This window comes from Pyrinomonas methylaliphatogenes, from assembly GCF_000820845.2.
In the GTDB taxonomy this organism is placed as follows: Bacteria; Acidobacteriota; Blastocatellia; order Pyrinomonadales; family Pyrinomonadaceae; genus Pyrinomonas; species Pyrinomonas methylaliphatogenes.
The window spans coordinates 233,450-249,281 of record NZ_CBXV010000002.1 but is presented as its reverse complement, the minus strand read 5'-3'; the positions used below and the strand labels follow the sequence as shown (position 1 = coordinate 249,281).

Annotated in this window: 17 protein-coding genes; 10 read left to right on the top strand and 7 right to left on the bottom strand. The window is 61.3% G+C overall.

Features of this window, described 5'->3' with window-relative positions:
• Positions 1-386: 386 nt before the first annotated feature.
• The 9 genes from ffh (at position 387) to PYK22_RS02720 (ending at position 7,412) form a co-directional block, all read left to right on the top strand.
• Positions 387-1,862: a signal recognition particle protein gene (gene ffh, locus PYK22_RS02760; protein WP_083437549.1), complete on the top strand. Its 1,476-nt coding sequence runs from the start codon at positions 387-389 to the stop codon at positions 1,860-1,862.
• An 89-nt stretch (positions 1,863-1,951) separates the two neighbouring features.
• A complete protein-coding gene (gene rpsP, locus PYK22_RS02755) occupies positions 1,952-2,206 on the top strand; it encodes a 30S ribosomal protein S16 (RefSeq protein ID WP_041974485.1) in 255 nt (84 codons plus the stop codon).
• Positions 2,207-2,219: 13 nt separating this feature from the next.
• A complete protein-coding gene (locus tag PYK22_RS02750; RefSeq protein ID WP_211197595.1) occupies positions 2,220-2,456 on the top strand; it encodes a KH domain-containing protein in 237 nt (78 codons plus the stop codon).
• Positions 2,453-3,001, top strand: a complete 549-nt coding sequence (gene rimM, locus PYK22_RS02745) for a ribosome maturation factor RimM (RefSeq protein ID WP_041974076.1) — start codon at positions 2,453-2,455, stop codon at positions 2,999-3,001. Before PYK22_RS02750 ends, rimM begins: the two co-directional genes overlap by 4 nt.
• 44 nt (positions 3,002-3,045) lie before the next feature.
• The gene (gene trmD / locus PYK22_RS02740) at positions 3,046-3,807 is read left to right on the top strand and encodes a tRNA (guanosine(37)-N1)-methyltransferase TrmD (RefSeq protein ID WP_041974074.1); all 762 of its coding nucleotides are present in this window, start codon (positions 3,046-3,048) and stop codon (positions 3,805-3,807) included.
• Between the two features lie 26 nt (positions 3,808-3,833).
• Entirely contained in the window at positions 3,834-4,226 is a 393-nt protein-coding gene (gene rplS, locus PYK22_RS02735) for a 50S ribosomal protein L19 (RefSeq protein WP_041974481.1), read from the top strand.
• Between the two features lie 30 nt (positions 4,227-4,256).
• Entirely contained in the window at positions 4,257-4,922 is a 666-nt protein-coding gene (locus PYK22_RS02730) for a ribonuclease HII (RefSeq protein ID WP_041974073.1), read from the top strand.
• Between the two features lie 117 nt (positions 4,923-5,039).
• On the top strand, positions 5,040-6,158 hold the full coding sequence (locus tag PYK22_RS02725) for a glycosyltransferase family 4 protein (RefSeq protein WP_041974071.1): 1,119 nt from the start codon (positions 5,040-5,042) through the stop codon (positions 6,156-6,158).
• 78 nt (positions 6,159-6,236) lie between these two features.
• Positions 6,237-7,412: a glycosyltransferase gene (locus tag PYK22_RS02720; protein ID WP_041974070.1), complete on the top strand. Its 1,176-nt coding sequence runs from the start codon at positions 6,237-6,239 to the stop codon at positions 7,410-7,412.
• A 13-nt stretch (positions 7,413-7,425) separates the two neighbouring features.
• Here the strand turns inward: PYK22_RS02720 and PYK22_RS02715 are convergent, their stop codons facing one another.
• The 7 genes from PYK22_RS02715 to PYK22_RS02685 all read right to left on the bottom strand — a co-directional run bounded on the left by PYK22_RS02715 (position 7,426) and on the right by PYK22_RS02685 (position 15,292).
• Positions 7,426-8,244, bottom strand: a complete 819-nt coding sequence (locus tag PYK22_RS02715; RefSeq protein WP_041974069.1) for a hypothetical protein — start codon at positions 8,242-8,244, stop codon at positions 7,426-7,428.
• Between the two features lie 76 nt (positions 8,245-8,320).
• Positions 8,321-10,582, bottom strand: a complete 2,262-nt coding sequence (locus PYK22_RS02710; RefSeq protein ID WP_083437547.1) for an AAA family ATPase — start codon at positions 10,580-10,582, stop codon at positions 8,321-8,323.
• Positions 10,583-10,846: 264 nt separating this feature from the next.
• Positions 10,847-11,500, bottom strand: coding sequence for a nucleotide exchange factor GrpE (locus PYK22_RS02705; protein WP_041974067.1), 654 nt, complete (start codon positions 11,498-11,500; stop codon positions 10,847-10,849).
• Between the two features lie 25 nt (positions 11,501-11,525).
• Positions 11,526-11,963 (bottom strand): Hsp20/alpha crystallin family protein, encoded by a 438-nt coding sequence (locus tag PYK22_RS02700; protein WP_041974066.1) that lies wholly within the window; start codon positions 11,961-11,963, stop codon positions 11,526-11,528.
• A 38-nt stretch (positions 11,964-12,001) separates the two neighbouring features.
• The gene (locus tag PYK22_RS02695) at positions 12,002-12,496 is read right to left on the bottom strand and encodes an Hsp20/alpha crystallin family protein (protein WP_041974064.1); all 495 of its coding nucleotides are present in this window, start codon (positions 12,494-12,496) and stop codon (positions 12,002-12,004) included.
• A gap of 101 nt (positions 12,497-12,597) precedes the next feature.
• The gene (locus PYK22_RS02690; protein ID WP_041974477.1) at positions 12,598-13,836 is read right to left on the bottom strand and encodes an Nramp family divalent metal transporter; all 1,239 of its coding nucleotides are present in this window, start codon (positions 13,834-13,836) and stop codon (positions 12,598-12,600) included.
• A gap of 217 nt (positions 13,837-14,053) precedes the next feature.
• Positions 14,054-15,292: a CBS domain-containing protein gene (locus tag PYK22_RS02685; protein WP_041974063.1), complete on the bottom strand. Its 1,239-nt coding sequence runs from the start codon at positions 15,290-15,292 to the stop codon at positions 14,054-14,056.
• 180 nt (positions 15,293-15,472) lie between these two features.
• On the opposite strand from PYK22_RS02685, the gene PYK22_RS02680 reads away from it, so the two are divergent.
• Entirely contained in the window at positions 15,473-15,694 is a 222-nt protein-coding gene (locus tag PYK22_RS02680) for a hypothetical protein (protein WP_041974062.1), read from the top strand.
• Positions 15,695-15,832: the final 138 nt, after the last annotated feature.

Below are 15,832 nucleotides of genomic sequence, written 5' to 3'. Positions count from 1 at the left end.
TAAAAGATCCTCACCTCAGGAATTTGGACCGCGGTTTGGTGATGAAGCGAGATCGCGTTTCGCTGCGGCCAGCGATCCGCCGCCTCGCCCGAGATCCCAGCATTGGTTAATCAGGGGCGGGAAGAGAGCGCGGAATCTCCTCGTCGAAGCGACTTGCGCAAAGTGTGAGAAGAAGAGAGGCGAATTAAGTCCGATTCTTGACGAGTCGTGGATGCGAGTGTGGCTCGCGAAAAGGAGCGAGAGGAGATCGACTCGGATCGCCCGCGGCTCTCCCCTGCGGCACGTAAAGTGCCGTCCTGCAACCCTTTCTTGACACACGCGGGTTGCGCAACTATCATTCTCGTTTTCGGCTCCGGTCACCAGCACCCCGTGTTTTCGGTGAGGTCATGTTCGAATCTTTATCTGACAAGCTCAAGCGGACGCTGAAGAACTTGCGCGGCGAAGGCGTGCTTCGTCCAGAGCACGTCGATGCGGCGTTGCGCGAGATCCGTCTGGCGTTGCTCGAGGCCGACGTCAACTACAAAGTGGCCAAAGACTTCATCGCACGGGTGCGCGAGAAAGCGCTCGGGCAGGAGGTTTGGCAAGAGCTCAAACCCGCCGAGCAGGTCGTCAAGATCGTCTACGATGAGTTGGTGGAACTTCTTGGCGGCACTTCATCGCGTCTTGTCTTCACGCGGCAAGCGCCGAACGTCGTGATGGTCGTTGGTCTTCAAGGTTCAGGCAAGACGACCTCGACGGGGAAGATCGCGCTGTGGCTGGCGAAGAACGAGGAGCGTAAACCGCTGCTCGTCTCGACGGACGTTTACCGCCCGGCGGCGCGCGAGCAGTTGAAGGTGATCGCCAAAGCGACGGGGCAGGCGATCTTCGACCTTCCAGAGTCGAACGATCCCGTGCTGCTGGCGCGCGAAGCCGTGCGCCATGCGCGGGATTACGGTTACGACACGCTCCTGATCGACACCGCCGGACGACTGCACATCGACGATCAGTTGATGGAGGAGTTGGTCCAGATCAAGACGGAGACGCGGCCCGTCGAGATCCTCTTCGTCGCCGACGCGATGACCGGACAGGACGCCGTCCGCTCCGCCGAGGAGTTCCATCGTCGCGTCGGGATCACGGGCGTCATCCTGACGAAGATGGACGGCGATGCGCGCGGCGGAGCGGCCCTTTCGATCAAGCAGGTCACGGGGCAGCCCGTCAAATTCGTCGGCGTCGGCGAAAAATATGACGCGCTCGAGCCCTTCTATCCGGACCGCATCGCGCAGCGCATCCTCGGCATGGGCGATGTGCTTTCGCTCATCGAGGAGGTGCAGGCGAAGGTCGATCGCGCCGAGGCCGAGGCGCAACTGAAGAAGATCCAGCAGAACGAGTTCACGCTCGACGATTTCCGCCAACAACTGCGTCAAGTCAAACGGCTCGGTTCGATCTCGAAGATCATGAAACTGTTGCCCGACCAGCTCCTCGGCAGCATCGGGCTTCCCAATTTGACCGAAGAGCAGTCCGCCGCCATCGAGCGCGAACTGAAACGCACCGAAGCGATCATCGATTCGATGACGCCCGAAGAACGCGCCGATCATCGCATCTTGAACGCCAGCCGACGCCGCCGCATCGCGCGCGGGTCGGGCACGACGGTCGCCGAGGTCAATCAGCTCATCAAACAGTATGTCGAGATGCGACAGATGATGCGCGAACTGTCGCGCGCCGGATTCTTCGGCGGCGGGCTGCGAGGGCGTCTGATGCGCCGGATGATGGGCGTGACGGGAGCATCTGTTTCGGACGATGGCGCAGACGGTTCGCCCGAAGTGGCGCCGCCAGCCGCCGGCGGTTCGCGTCGCAAGAAGAAGCGGCGGAAGAAGAGGAGATGAGCCGCTCCCTCGATGCGTGAAAGGGGGGCGGTCGTAAGGTTAAATCTTTCAGGCTCTTGGGAGGTGTAGCGTTGTTAGCGATCAGGTTGATGCGCATGGGTTCGAAGAAGAACCCGTCATACCGAATCGTCGTCAAGGAGAAGCTGTCGAAACGCGACGGAGCGTATCTGGAGAACGTCGGCTTCTACAATCCGACGCGCAATCCGGCGGAAGTGCGATTGCGTATGGATCGGATCCAATACTGGATGGAGAAGGGGGCGCAGCCGACTGAGATCGTGCGGCGGCTCATCAATCGGTATGGGAAGCAGGCGCAGGAGACCGCTTCGGGCGTCAGCGGTTCATGAACGGGAGCTGAGGGTGAACGTCAAGGACGCCGTCGAGATGGTGGTCAAGGCTTTGGCGAGCGATCCTGAGGCCGTCAAAGTGCAGGCGAGCGAACGCGATCGCGCGGTGACGATCGAAGTCCAGGTCGCCGCGCAAGATCTAGGACGGATCATCGGTCGCCAGGGGCGCACGGCCCAAGCGCTTCGCACCGTCTTACAAGCGGCGGGCGAAAAACACAAACGGCGTTACGTCTTGCAGATCGCCGGATGACTTTTCGTGACGAAACGACGCGCCGAGACGATTTGGTCGCCGTCGCGCGGATCGTCCGAACGCGCGGCAGACGCGGCGAAGTTGTCGCCGAGATGCTCACAGATTTTCCGGATCGTTTCGCCGAGCTCGAGCGCCTGATCGCCATCATGCCCGGAGGCGAAGCGCGACGGCTGGAGCTTGAAGAGAGCTGGTTTCATCAGGGGCGATTGATCCTAAAGTTCGCAGGCTACGATTCCATCGAGCGAGCTGAAGAGCTCGTCGGTTGCGAACTTGCCGTGACGGAAGCGGAATGCGTCCCTTTAGGTGAGGGTGAGTTCTACGAATGGCAGCTCGAAGGCTGTCGCGTTGAAACCGTCGCGGGCGATCAGCTAGGGCGGGTACGAGCCGTCTGGCAGACAGGGGGGACGCCCAACTTGATCGTGGATGACGAGCGCAGACCTGGGCGCGATTATTTGATCCCGCTGGCGGAGGAGATCTGCGTTGAGATAGACACGCGGCGTAAGTTGATCCGCGTCGATGCGCCCGAAGGGTTGCTCGATCTATGAACGGCGGGGGATGAAGAGGGCCTCCTTCGCCGACTTAGGGAAAAGTGCTTCGCTTCGATATCATCACGATCTTCCCGGATTTCTTCGGTTCGGTCTTTGACTACGGGATCGTGAAACGCGCGCGCGCCGCCGGTTTGATCGAGATCGGCGTCCATGATCTGCGTCGCTGGACCAGCGATCGTCACCGCACGGTCGATGATCGGCCTTTCGGCGGAGGCGATGGCATGGTGATGAAGCCTGAACCGATCTTCGCGGCGGTTGAGGAGTTGACCGGAGCGCGGTCGTCGCGCGAGCTGCCGGAGGGCACGCGCGTCATCCTCCTTTCGCCGCAAGGCAGACAGTTGACGCAACGGATCGCGGCGGAACTGGCGGCGAACGCGCAACGCCTCATCGTGATCTGCGGGCGCTATGAGGGGGTGGATGAGCGTGTCGCGCAGGCTTTGGCGACGGATGAGCTTTCAATCGGCGATTATGTCCTCTCCGGCGGAGAGCCTGCGGCGGTCATCCTGGTGGATGCGGTGACGCGGCTTTTGCCGGGGGCTTTGGGAAGCGAGACTTCGGCGACGCACGAATCGTTCAGCGCGGGCGTTTTAGATCATCCGCATTACACGCGCCCAGCAGATTTTCGCGGGATGCGCGTCCCCGAGGTCCTGCTGAGCGGCCATCACGCGCGCATCGCTTCTTGGCGGCGGAAGGAGGCTTTGCGTAAGACGCTGCGCAACCGTCCGGATCTGCTGGCGCGCGCGCCGCTCAGCGAGGAGGACCGTCGATTGCTCGAAGAGATCAAGCGCGAGGAAGGGCTTTGAAAGATCGTAGAGTAAGGAGATTGGGCATCATGCATCAATTGGATGGGATCGACAAGGAACAGCTTCGTAACGATTTGCCTGACATCAGGCCGGGCGATACGGTGCGCGTTCACGTGCGCATCAAGGAGTCGGAGAATAAGGAGCGCTTACAGGCTTTCGAGGGGATCGTGATCGCGCGGCGCGGGCGGGGCGCGAGCGAGACGATCACGGTCCGCAAGACGAGCTTCGGCGTAGGCGTTGAACGTATCTTCCCGTTGCATGGGACGATCATCGATCACATCGATGTCGTCAAACGGGGGCGCGTGCGGCGCGCCAAGCTCTACTACCTGCGCAAACTGCGCGGCAAAGCGTCGCGCGTGCGCGAGCGCGATATGCGCGGGGCGCAGAACGGCGAACAGAATGCCAAAGCTTCGAGCTAGTTCAGCGCTGGGAGAATCGCCTGAGCGTCGATGCCGTCGTCGAAGAAGCGAATCTCGCTCGTCGGAACCTCTTTCGAGGAGGAAGCGCGCGCTGCGGGCTTTCGCCTCATCGCCGGGCTCGATGAAGTGGGGCGCGGGGCATTGGCTGGACCGGTCGTCGCCGCGGCGGTGATCTTGGACCCTTGCGCTCCGCTTCCCGATGGCTTGGATGATTCGAAACGCCTTTCGCCCGCCGAAAGGGAGCGGATCGCCGAAGAGTTGAAGCGTACGGCCATCGCCATTGGGATCGGTGAAGTTTCCGCCGAAGAGATCGACCGCATCAATATCCTGCAAGCGACGCGCCGCGCGATGATGATCGCGCTCCACAGGCTCGACCCGCGCCCAGATTACCTTCTGATCGATGGGATGCGATTGCCCGGGAGCGGATTGGCGCAGCGCGCGATCGTCGGCGGCGATGCCATCTCCGCTTCGATCGCCGCCGCTTCGGTCATCGCTAAAACATGGCGCGATCGATTGATGCGCGAGTGCGATGCGCTCTATCCGGCCTACGGTTTCGCCAGTCACGTCGGCTATGGCACGCGCGCACATCTTGAGGCTTTGCGGATTCACGGCCCATGCCCTTTGCACCGGCGCAGTTTCCGCGGCGTGCTTCAGGAAGATTCGCTCGGAAAGGGCTCATGCTTTGCATCGCGCTGAAGCCGCCAGAGTCGCTCCTCCAGCGAGAATTGAGGCTGGTGATGAGGCTTTTAAAGCCAAGAGCCAGCTTCTACAAGTCGCTCCTCTAGCGAGAATCGAAGCTGGTCCTGCTTCCTTATGCGCATCGCCATTGACGCTCACGCCGTTGGCACGAAACTAGCGGGCAACGAGACCTACATCGCCAATCTCATCGAAGCTTTAGCGGAAGTCGATCGGGAGAACCGCTACACGCTCTACGTCACAAAGCGGCAGGCGATCGAACGCTTCGAGGGGCGCTGGCCCAATTTCAGCTTGCGACGAACGCTCCCGCACACGCCGATCATCCGCATCCCGCTGAGCTTCGTCCTCGAGCTCAAACGCCGCCCGGTCGATCTGCTTCACGTTCAGTTCACCGCGCCGCCGTTCGCGCCATGCCCGATCGTCGTGACCGTTCACGATCTGGCTTTCGAACATCTGCCGGAAACTTTCCACCGCCGGAGTTGGATGCAGTTGCGTTTGACCGTGCGCTGGACCGTGCGCAGGGCGGCTCGGATCATCGTCCCATCCGAGTATACGCGGCGCGATCTAATTGAAACCTACGGGATCGAATCGGAACGGATCGCCGTCACGCCGCTCGCCGCCGCGCCGCATTTCGCTCCGATCGAGGACGAACGAAGGTTGTGGCGCGTGCGCAAGCGGTATGGCATCGCGGGCGATTACGTTCTGGCTGTCGGCTCGATCCAACCGCGAAAGAATCTGCGACGTCTGTTCGACGCCTACCTTCGCTTGCAACGGAAGGGAAGGCAAGCTATGCTCCCACAACTGGTCATCGTCGGAAAGCGCGCGTGGCTTTACGAAGAGACGATGCGCGCGGCGGAGCGGCTCGGCGAAGCGGTCATTTTTACTGGATATGTGCCGGAGGAAGATCTGCCGGCATTGTATGCGGGCGCGCGATGTTTCGTGTACCCTTCTTACTTCGAAGGTTTCGGTCTGCCCCCGCTCGAAGCGATGCAGTGCGGCACCCCAGTCATCGTCGGCAATCGCACGAGTTTGCCGGAAGTCGTAGGGGATGCCGCTTTGACGGTGGACCCGTTCGATGAGACGGAGCTGGCGGAAGCGTTGCAGCGGTTGATCGAGGATGAGCGCTTGCGGGCCGAGTTGAGTCGACGCGGGATTGAGCGCGCGCGCCGGTTCAGCTGGCAAAAGACCGCGCGCTTGACTTTGGACGCGTATAAACGAGCCCTTGAGGGAAGGTAGGAGGCGGAGGCCCGAGTCGATTTCGCCGCCTTACGACGTTGACCGACCTTCGGCCTCTGGACCTCTGTGAATCAAACGATGCGGATTGCGATTCTCGGAACGCGGGGCGTGCCCGCCAGTTATGGCGGTTTCGAAACTTTCGCTGAGCAACTCTCCACCAGGCTCGTCGCGCGCGGACATGATGTGACCGTCTATTGTCGCTCGCACTATGTCAGCCCGCGTCAACTCGAATATCGCGGCGTGCGTTTGAAGGTCCTGCCGACGATCCGCCACAAGTATTTCGACACGATCGTGCACACATTCTTATCGACGCTTCACGCGATGGCGAAGCGGTACGATGTCGCGCTCTTTTGCAATGCGGCGAACGTCGTCTTCGTCCCTCTGCTGCGCGCGTGCGGGACGCCCGTTGCCATCAACGTCGATGGGCTCGAACACAAACGCAAAAAGTGGAACTGGTTGGGACGCAGTTATTATCGGTTGGCCGAGAGGTTGGCGACGTGGTTGCCGAATGAGCTGGTGACGGACGCGCGCGTCATTCAGGACTACTATCTCGCCAAATATCGCTGCCCATCGGTGATGATCGCCTACGGGGCCGAGGTGGAACGACGCGCCGATCCGCTCACGGTGCGGCGTTGGGGCGTGGAACCCAATCGGTATGTGCTCTACGTTTCGCGCTTGGAGCCGGAGAATAACGCTCATTTGGTCATTGAGGCTTTCAAGCGCGTGCGCACGTCGCGCAAACTTCTGATCGTCGGCGATGCCCCTTACGCGCACGATTACATCAGCGATCTGCGCGCGCGCGCGCGCCGCGATCGCCGGATAATCTTCACCGGCTTCGTCTTCGGCGAAGCCTATCGCGCGCTGCAGCAGAACGCCTATTGTTACGTTCACGCGACGGAGGTCGGCGGCACGCACCCAGCTCTGGTCGAAGCGATGGGATATGGCAACTGCGTGCTTACGCTCGCTACGCCAGAGAATCTTGAGGTCGTCGGCGAAGCCGGCATCGTCTACTTCGATGAGGATGATCTGGTCGTAAAGCTGCAGCGCGTCTTGCAGGACGGCGCGCTCGTTAACGCTTATAGGCAGCGCGCGCAAGCGCGCGTGCGCGAGCGATATTCTTGGGAGCGCGTGGTGGACCAGTACGAGGAGCTCTTCGCGCGACTGACCGCGCGCATGAGCGGAGAGCGAAGGCGGAACGCGGTCGAGAGCGAAGAGAGCGATTCGGTCGAAGTGGGCGAGCGAGGAACGCTTTAACCGTCGCCCGAACTCATTTGACGGCGCGCGCATCCGCCGGGCGCGCAAATAGCGCGTCAGGGATCGGGCGATTGAACTGGACTTCGTCGTAATTGACGCGGCTCGTTTGAACGCCGTTGCGGTAGTGGTCGATGACGAACGGGAACATCACGCCTTCGATCTCGAGGAATCGCAGGAAGCGGTCCTCTTCGGTCGTCTCCTCGCCCTTCTCGTCTTTCCGCCTGTAGACGGCTTTGGCTGGCAAACCGCTTTTCGCGTCGAATTCGAACTCGACGTTGAACCCGTCGGGATAGGTCAGGCGCACGACTTCGTTGCGTTGCGCCAGTCCCGCTTCGCGCCGCCCGACGTAACTTAAGCTGGCGCCTTCGCGTCGCCACCATCCGTGCAGCAGATTATCGTAGCTGGTGCGCATGGCGCGCTTGAAGTCCTCGATCTGATCCGGTTTCATATCGCGGAGCGTGCGCGCTGCGCCATCATAGATCCATCCGCTCGCCCCCACGTTCGTTTGGATGATGCGCCCTTCGCTCGCGCGGAACTCCGTGCGTTCGCGGTCCGGATAGACGAGATAATCGACAAACGCGACGGGGAGCGTCGGCTTGCCATCCTGATACGGCGTGTAGCGCCCGCGGCTCGTGATCGAACGGACGTTCAGATAGGCGTTGCCGCCGAGCGCTTTCGTGGCGCGTTCGATGATCTGTTCGGCGCGCCCGCTCGCGGGGCGATCTGACGTTTGCGCCGGAACACTTCCCGAGAGTTCGTTCGCCGGTCGGGCGAGCGAGGGCAATAGAAGAAGGGCGATAAAGAGGATCGCATCGCATCTCTTCGCGCGCATGGGTCGTTATCTGAAAAGAGGCGGAGAGGGAGAAGCTCTCCCTCCCGCCTCAGCTTCATCTCGTCAAAATCGGCGCTCAATGGGCCGCGCGAACGATGACCTCGTTCTCCTCGACGTCTACGATGAAGCGGTCAGCCGTCTTCCACAGCGCCGTGATCGGCAGCTTGACCTTCTCGTCGATATGCCGCTTCAGGAAGCGCGCGCCGTAGGTCGGGCTGAAGCCGCGTTCGGTCAAGAGGTTGACCGCCGGTTCGCTCACCTCGAGCGATTTGCCTTGCCGTTCCATCTGACCGCGGAGTTTGTTCAGGTAGAGCTCCGCGATCTGCTTCACCTCATCCATCGTGAGCGGAGAGAAGACGATGATCTCATCGATACGATTGCGGAACTCGGGCGAGAAGCGTTGCTCGGCGGCCTTCAGGACTTCATTCTTGATGGCGCGCATGTCGCCGACCGTCTTGGTGCCGAAGCCGAGAGGCTTCTCATACTTGCGGAAATTCTCCGACCCGAGGTTCGAAGTCATGATGATGATGGCGTCGGAAAGATAGACTTTCTTGCCGCGCCCATCCGTGATCCAGCCCTCATCGAAGGCTTGCAAGAAGATGTTCATCAGATACGGCGAGGCCTTTTCGACTTCGTCGAGCAGAAGCACGGTGTACGGATTTTCGCGCAACTGCTCGGTCAAGATGCCGCCACGTTCGGAGCCGACGATGCCGCGCGGCATGCCGATCAGCTTCTCGATGCCGACCGTGCCGTCCGCATACTCGCTCATGTCGATGCGGATCATCTTCTCCTCATCGCCGAACATGAACTCGGCGACCGCTTTGGCCAGCTCGGTCTTGCCGACGCCGGTCGGACCGAGGAAGAGGAGCACGCCGTCAGGCTTGTAGTAGTTCTCCTTGAGCGGCCCCTTGTTCAAACGAAGCCGCTGGGCCACGGCGCGGATCGCTTCTTTCTGCCCGATGACCCGCTTGGCGAGCTCCGCCTCCATGTTGGCGAAGCGGTCCGTGGTGTCGCGGAAGATCATGTCGCGCGGGATGCGCGATTCTTGCGAGATCACCTCGATGATGTGCTCAGGGCGCACGACGAGGCTGTGCGGTTCGTTGATCTCGACTTTGACCGCCGCCGTGTCCAACCAGCCGATGGCTTTGTCAGGCAGATGGAGATTGCGTATGTAGCGGGGCGCCATCTCGAGCGCCGTGTTGATCGCTTCGTCCGAGATGGTCACCGAGTAGTTGCGCTCCAAGCGCGGGCGAAGCCCGTAGAGGATCTCGCGCGTTTCGGCCAAAGAGGGCTCCTCGACCTTGACCAGCCGGAACCGGCGCGCCAACGCCTCGTCTTCGGCGATGTACTCCTTGTACTCGGTCAGCGTGGTCGCGCCGATGATGCGCATCTCGCCGCGCGCGAGCGCCGTCTTGAACATATTGGCCGCATCGCTCGAGGTGCCGAGCGCCGCGCCAGCGCCGATGATCGTGTGGGCCTCATCGATGAAGAGGATGATGTTCTCGCGCTCTTTGACCTCATCGATGATGCCCTTGATGCGCTCTTCGAACATGCCGCGCAACATCGTGCCGGCGACGATGCCGCCCATTTGAAGCTGAACGATGTGCGCGTTGCGCAACCGCGCCGGGACCTTTTCGGGTTCGAGCTCGATCAAACGCGCCAACCCTTCGACCACCGCCGTCTTGCCGACGCCGGGTTCGCCGACGAGCATGGGTGAATTGGCCCGTTCGCGGTGGCAGAGGATCTCGATGATCTGGCGGATCTCACGCTCGCGCCCGATGGTCGGCGGCAACTTGTCCATGCGCGCCAGCTTGTTCAAGCTGACGCCGAAATGTTTCAGATACGGAGGAAGCTCGAACTTCTTGCGATATTGCTCCTCCTCCAACTCGCGCGCCCGTACACGTGAACGTACATTTTCCACAAAAGCCTCCGGGCTGACGCCGAAGTTGCGCAGAACTTCGACGAACGGTCCATCCTGCGCAAGCGCCATGAAGAGATCGGTCGCTTCGATGACCTTGCGCCCTTGCGCGCGCGCGCGCTCCATCGCGCGCTTGAAAAGATCTATGGTCTCGGGGGCGATGCGCAACCCCTTGCCGACATGTTGGAAGCGCGCGTTGTCGAGGCGTTTTTCGATCTGTATCTTGACGACGCGCGGATCGAGCGAAAGATCGCGCATCGTCGCGTTGAATAGTTCGGCCTCCTCGGTCGCCAGCGCTTGGATGATATGTTCGACGGCCAGATAGTTCTGGTCGCGCCGACGCGATTCGCGCATCGCGTGTTCGAAAATACGCTTGCCGGTTTCACCGAATCGGTCCTTGTACGTTCCGATGTCTACCATCTTCGTCCCTTCGGATCTCGCTCAACCGCGTCGCACGTTCTTAGATGTCCTAGACAAAGACGACCGTTGCGCTCTTTGTCTAGCTCTAATGATACCATAATCGACCGCTGTCGATATCAACGGAGCTGACGTCTCGCTCAAAGTCGAAGATCTCTGTCGTGCGCAAAGCGTGACGCAGTCTCCCGCGCGCCGTCGCTTTGACCTTCGCCCCTAATCGAATAAAAGCATTAAAAAGCTCCCCCTTCCGCCTCTGCGTGCCCAAACTCATTCGGTCGCACGCTGCGCCCCGGCATGCGCCCGACCGACTCGCACGCGCGCCGGACGCAGCAGTTGATCGCCCATGCGATAGCCGCGCGTATATTCGTCGAGGATGATGCCATCTTGCTCAGGCGCCACTTCGACCGTATCGACGGCCTCGTGCACTTGCGGATCGAAGTGGAGACCAACTGAAGGGATGGGCTCGACGCCCTCGGAAGCGAGCGTCGCTTCGAAGCCGCTGATCGTGCCGCGGATCCCGTCGAGCAGGGCCTCCGGCGCACCTTGCTTTTCCGCCGCTTCGAGCGCGCGCCGCAGATTGTCCAAAACGGGCAGGAGCTTGGCGATGAAGGCGGCCTTCTCGCGCCCGATGCGCTCATCGGCAGCGCGCGCCAGTCGTTGGCGCGTGGCGTCGGTCTCGCGTTGAAGCTCATCGCGGAGTTGTTCGAAACGCGCCTGCACCTCCGTCAATTTCTGCTCCGCGGCGAGCGTGCGCGCTTCCAACTGCTCGACGTAACTCGGTTTGGCGCTAATCTCGCCCGATCCTTCGGGCACAAGCTTCGCTTCACCGTCGGGGGAAACTCGCCGCTTGTCGGTCACTCTGATCTTCGGTTCCTCCTCGGCCTCGCCGTTCGGTCTCTCCTTCTCGTTCTCTTCGCGCATAATCCCTCCCTTGAGATTCCGAAGATCATTTGATTTCGATGCGCATGCGCTGCGATTCGGGCTTCTTCTGTTTGGGAAGTCGCAGCGTCAACACACCATCGCGATACTCTGCGACGATCCCAGCGCGATCGACCGTCGGCGGGAGCGCGAAGCTGCGCACGAAGCGCCCGATCGGACGCTCAGCTCGCCGCGCGTTCGTGCGATCCGCCGTGCGTTCGCCGCGCACCGTCAGACGGTCTTCGTTCAAATCGACCTCGAGCGCCTCGCGGCGCACGCCCGGGATGTCAAGCAGCACGAGGAAAGCGTCATCCTGCTCGTAAACATCGGCGGCGGGCGTCCACTCTCCCCGCTCGAGGTCAGCCCCGGCGCCGCGCCCTTGATGGGCGAAGCCTTCGAACAGGCGGTTAACGCGCTCCTGCAAAGCGATCAGATCGCGCATCGGATCCAAAACGTCTCGCGCCATTGCGGTCTCTCCTTGAGAAAAGGTTTGTGCGCCGCACGTTAACCGGCGACGCTCACGTCCCGCGCATTGGCCGCGGTCGGCTCTCTCTGCGGTTCGCCTTCGCCCAAGATTTCGATGCGACGGGCTTTCACCTCCTCGCGCTTGGGCAGCGCGATGCGCAGTACGCCGTCTCTGTACTCAGCTGTCACCCCTTCGGTGGCGATCGTCTGCGGCAGGTTGAAAGAGCGCGAGAAGACGCCATAGGGGCGTTCGATGCGGTGATAGTTGTCAGTTCGATTCTCGAGCCGACGCTCGCCGCGCAGCGTCAGGACGTTATTTTCGAGCGTCAACTCGACGTCCTCCCGTTTCATGCCCGGCAGATCTGCCTCGATGACGATCTGATCGCGGTCCTCGTAGATGTCAACTTTCGGCGTCCAATCCCCTCGTTCGATGCCTTCGTCGCTGAAGGCGCGCGAGAGATTGGCCGTCAGGCGATTGACCTCATCTTGGAGAGCGCGAAGATCGCGGAAAGGATCGTAGCGAGTCGCGTTCATGACAGCCACACCTCCTCGGGGAGCGGTATTTGACCATGAGCAAGTTATTATAATAAAGCTTGAGTCTTCTCTTGTCAAGCTGATGGGGCCGAGGGGTGCCTCTAACTCGCGACCGAGCGAAGGATGAAGATGAGCGAAAGGGCCGAAACGACCGCCGCCGTCAGCCAGGCGATCAGGTTGTGGACGGGGCCGTTTGCGTACTGGCCCATCAGTTCCCGATCGCTCGCCAAGCGCAGGATGGCGACGAGCAGGACGGGCAGGAGCAGCCCATTGATGACTTGTGTGACGAGGAGGACGCGGATCAGCGGCAACCCGGGCAAAATGGCGACCAATCCGCCGACGGCGACGAGGAAGGTGAAGATGCCGAGGAAGATCGGCGCTTCGCGGAAGCTGTGGGAGACGCCCTTTTCGAAACCGAAGGCCTCGCTGAGCGAGTAGGCTGTGGCGAGCGGAAGGACGCCTGCGGCCAGCATCGAGGCGCCGAAAAGCCCGATGGCGAAGAGCGTTTCAGCGTATTTGCCGACCAGCGGCGCAAGTGCGCGCGCTGCGTCGGCGGCCGTATCGACTTTTATCCCGTAAGGGTAAAGGGCTGCGGCGGTCGAGACGATGATGAAGAAGGCGATCAGGTTGGAGAAGATCGTCCCGGACCAGACGTCAATGCGGATCTGCGGATAGTCTTTGGCCGTCATCCCTCGTTCGACGACCGATGATTGAACGAAGACCTGCATGTAGGGCGAGATGGTCGTGCCGATGAGCGCAATCAAAGTGAAGAGGTATTCGCTATCGTTTTGGAGCGAGGGGCGGATCGTTTCGCTGAGGACCGAACTCCAATCGGGTTTAGCGAAGAAGGCGGCGGCGATGTAGCTGAGGAAGACGAGCGACATCGTAAGAAAGACGCGCTCGACGCGCTGGTACGAGCCGTGGATGACGAGCCACCAGACGGCGAGGGCGGCGATGGGGACGGAGATGTAGCGCGGGATGCCGAAGAGCTCCGTCGCGGCGGCGATGCCGACGAACTCCGAGACGGTGACGCCCGCATTGGCGATCAGCAGCGCGAGCATGACGAGCGCCGTCCATCGCACGCCGAAACGTTCGCGGATCAGATCGGCTAAGCCCTTGCCTGTGACGGCGCCCATGCGCGCGCACATCTCCTGCACGATAGCCAAACTGATCGTTACCGGGATGAGGGCCCAGAGCAGCCGGTAGCCGTAGCTCGCTCCGGTCGAAGCGTAAGTCGCGATTCCGCCCGCGTCGTTGCCGGCGTTTGCGGCGACCATGCCTGGGCCAAGGATCGCGAGGAAGGTCAATAAACGTGAGCGCCGCGTGACGGCGCGTCGCATGCGGCGCACGCTGCGTCGCCAGTAGCGCGTTGCGTTCTCGATGCTCACCCTGCGTTCTATCACCGATCGAATCCTCGTCTTATCGCAGCTTTGAAGGCGGCTAAACTCGCTTGCCCGGGCTTTCGTCCGTGTCGGTAACACAGGCGACTGGACGAGCACAGCAAACTCTAATCTTTTGTCCGAGTCGGTCTGTGGCGCGCAAAGGCGGCGAGAAGGATCAACCGAACAACCTCGGCAGACGCTGTCGCCAGCCTTTTGGAAGAAGGATCTCCATCGCGTCATCGACGGTGACGATCCCCAGGATGTCGCCATCGTCATCGACGACCGGAAGCGCGAGCAGATTGTATTCGGCGATGCGCTGGGCCACTTCGCGCGCCGGTTGATCCGGATGAGCTGTCTGGAAATCCTTGCGCATCACATCCTCGAGCCGCGCGCGCGGATCGGCGAGAATCAGGTTGCGGAGCGTGATGATGCCGGCCAATTTCCAAGAGTCCTCGCTTTCGACGACATAGAGGTAATAGATCATGTTGGGCGTTTGGGCCATCTCGCGCAAGCGCGCGACCGCTTCGCCGACGGTAATATCTTTGGGCAGGGCGACGAACTCGGTCGTCATCAGCCCGCCAGCGGTATCGTCCGCATAGGGCAGCAGTTCGGCGACCGTCTGCTGTTCTTCTATTTCCATGCGATTGAAGAGATCTTCGGCCTTCTCTTCGGGCAGATCGCCGAGGACGTCCGCCGCTTCGTCGGGTGACATCCATTCGAGGATGTCGGCGGCCCGTTCTTCGTCCATCTCGCCGAGGATGCGCGCCTGACGCTCTTCGGGCATCTCTTCGAGCGTCTCGGCAGCGGTCTCATCATCGAGCGATTCGACGACTTCGGCGCCTTGATGGTAGGAGAGCGTTTGGGCCAGACGTGCGATCTCTACGGGGTGGAGGCGCGCCAGCTTATCGCGCGAAGATTTCAACTGGACGGTCGCTGCATCCGTCGCCAGATAACCCACGTTGGCCCAGTCGATGACTTCGACCGGGCGTTTTGTGGCGAACAATCCCGCCGGGGCGAGCCGCCGGAGCAGCCCTTGCAGGCTTATATCGACGCCGGTGACGCGCCATTCGCCTCCCACTTCGAGAAGGAGCACGTCATTGACGCGCACCACTCTCTTGCCATTGACGTCGATCAACTGCTTATCGAGGACATCGCGCGCAAGCAGCACTTCGCCCTCGCGACGGGCGAAGGGGCGCAGGTCGAGCACGTCGCGCGCCAGCCGCGCCCCTTGCTCATTCAATTCGACGAGCTGGGCGCGCGGCAGGAAGAAGTTGCGCCGGCGATAGCGCGCCACCAATCCCGTCACGGGCGGATGGTCTTCGCCGAGGCGCGCGATCACGTCTTTGATCGTCGCCACTCTTTCGCCCTCGCGATCGCGTATCGGGCGACCCAAGATCTGCGACAGATAGAGCATTACGGAGACTCCTGGAATCGGGCATCGTAAAATTTAGATGATATCACAGACCGCTGTGGATCGCGGATTGAACGCGCCCAGTTCCCTTGAGCGTTTCGGGGAAGATTTTCGCGGGCTTTGGCTGCATGCGGAAATGGCCTATTATGGGCTTCGCAAAAGAAGCGAGACCGAGGAGGCAGCATGCCAAAGCTCAGATCTGAGCTGGATTCAGACTGGCAGTCGGGGCCGAGGCCGACCAGACACCGGACGGACGAGAATCGTTACGAACTGCTCTGCGCGCTCTGCGGCCAGAGGTTCTTCGTCGATGGGCGGACTTTCGAGCGCGCCAGCGAGGTCATCAAGATGGGGCTCGATAATCCGATACGCTGCCCCGATTGTGAAGAGGAGGGAGGCGAAAGGTGAGCCTGCGGAGCGCACCGCTTGGCTTTGATGTGGGCCGGATCGAAGAGTGAAGCGCGATGATCGGTCCAGCCTTTCGCTCTCCGCGCAGCGCGTCGCGATCGAGCGCTTCCAGAGGGTTGAAGGCGAAAAGCTGAGCTA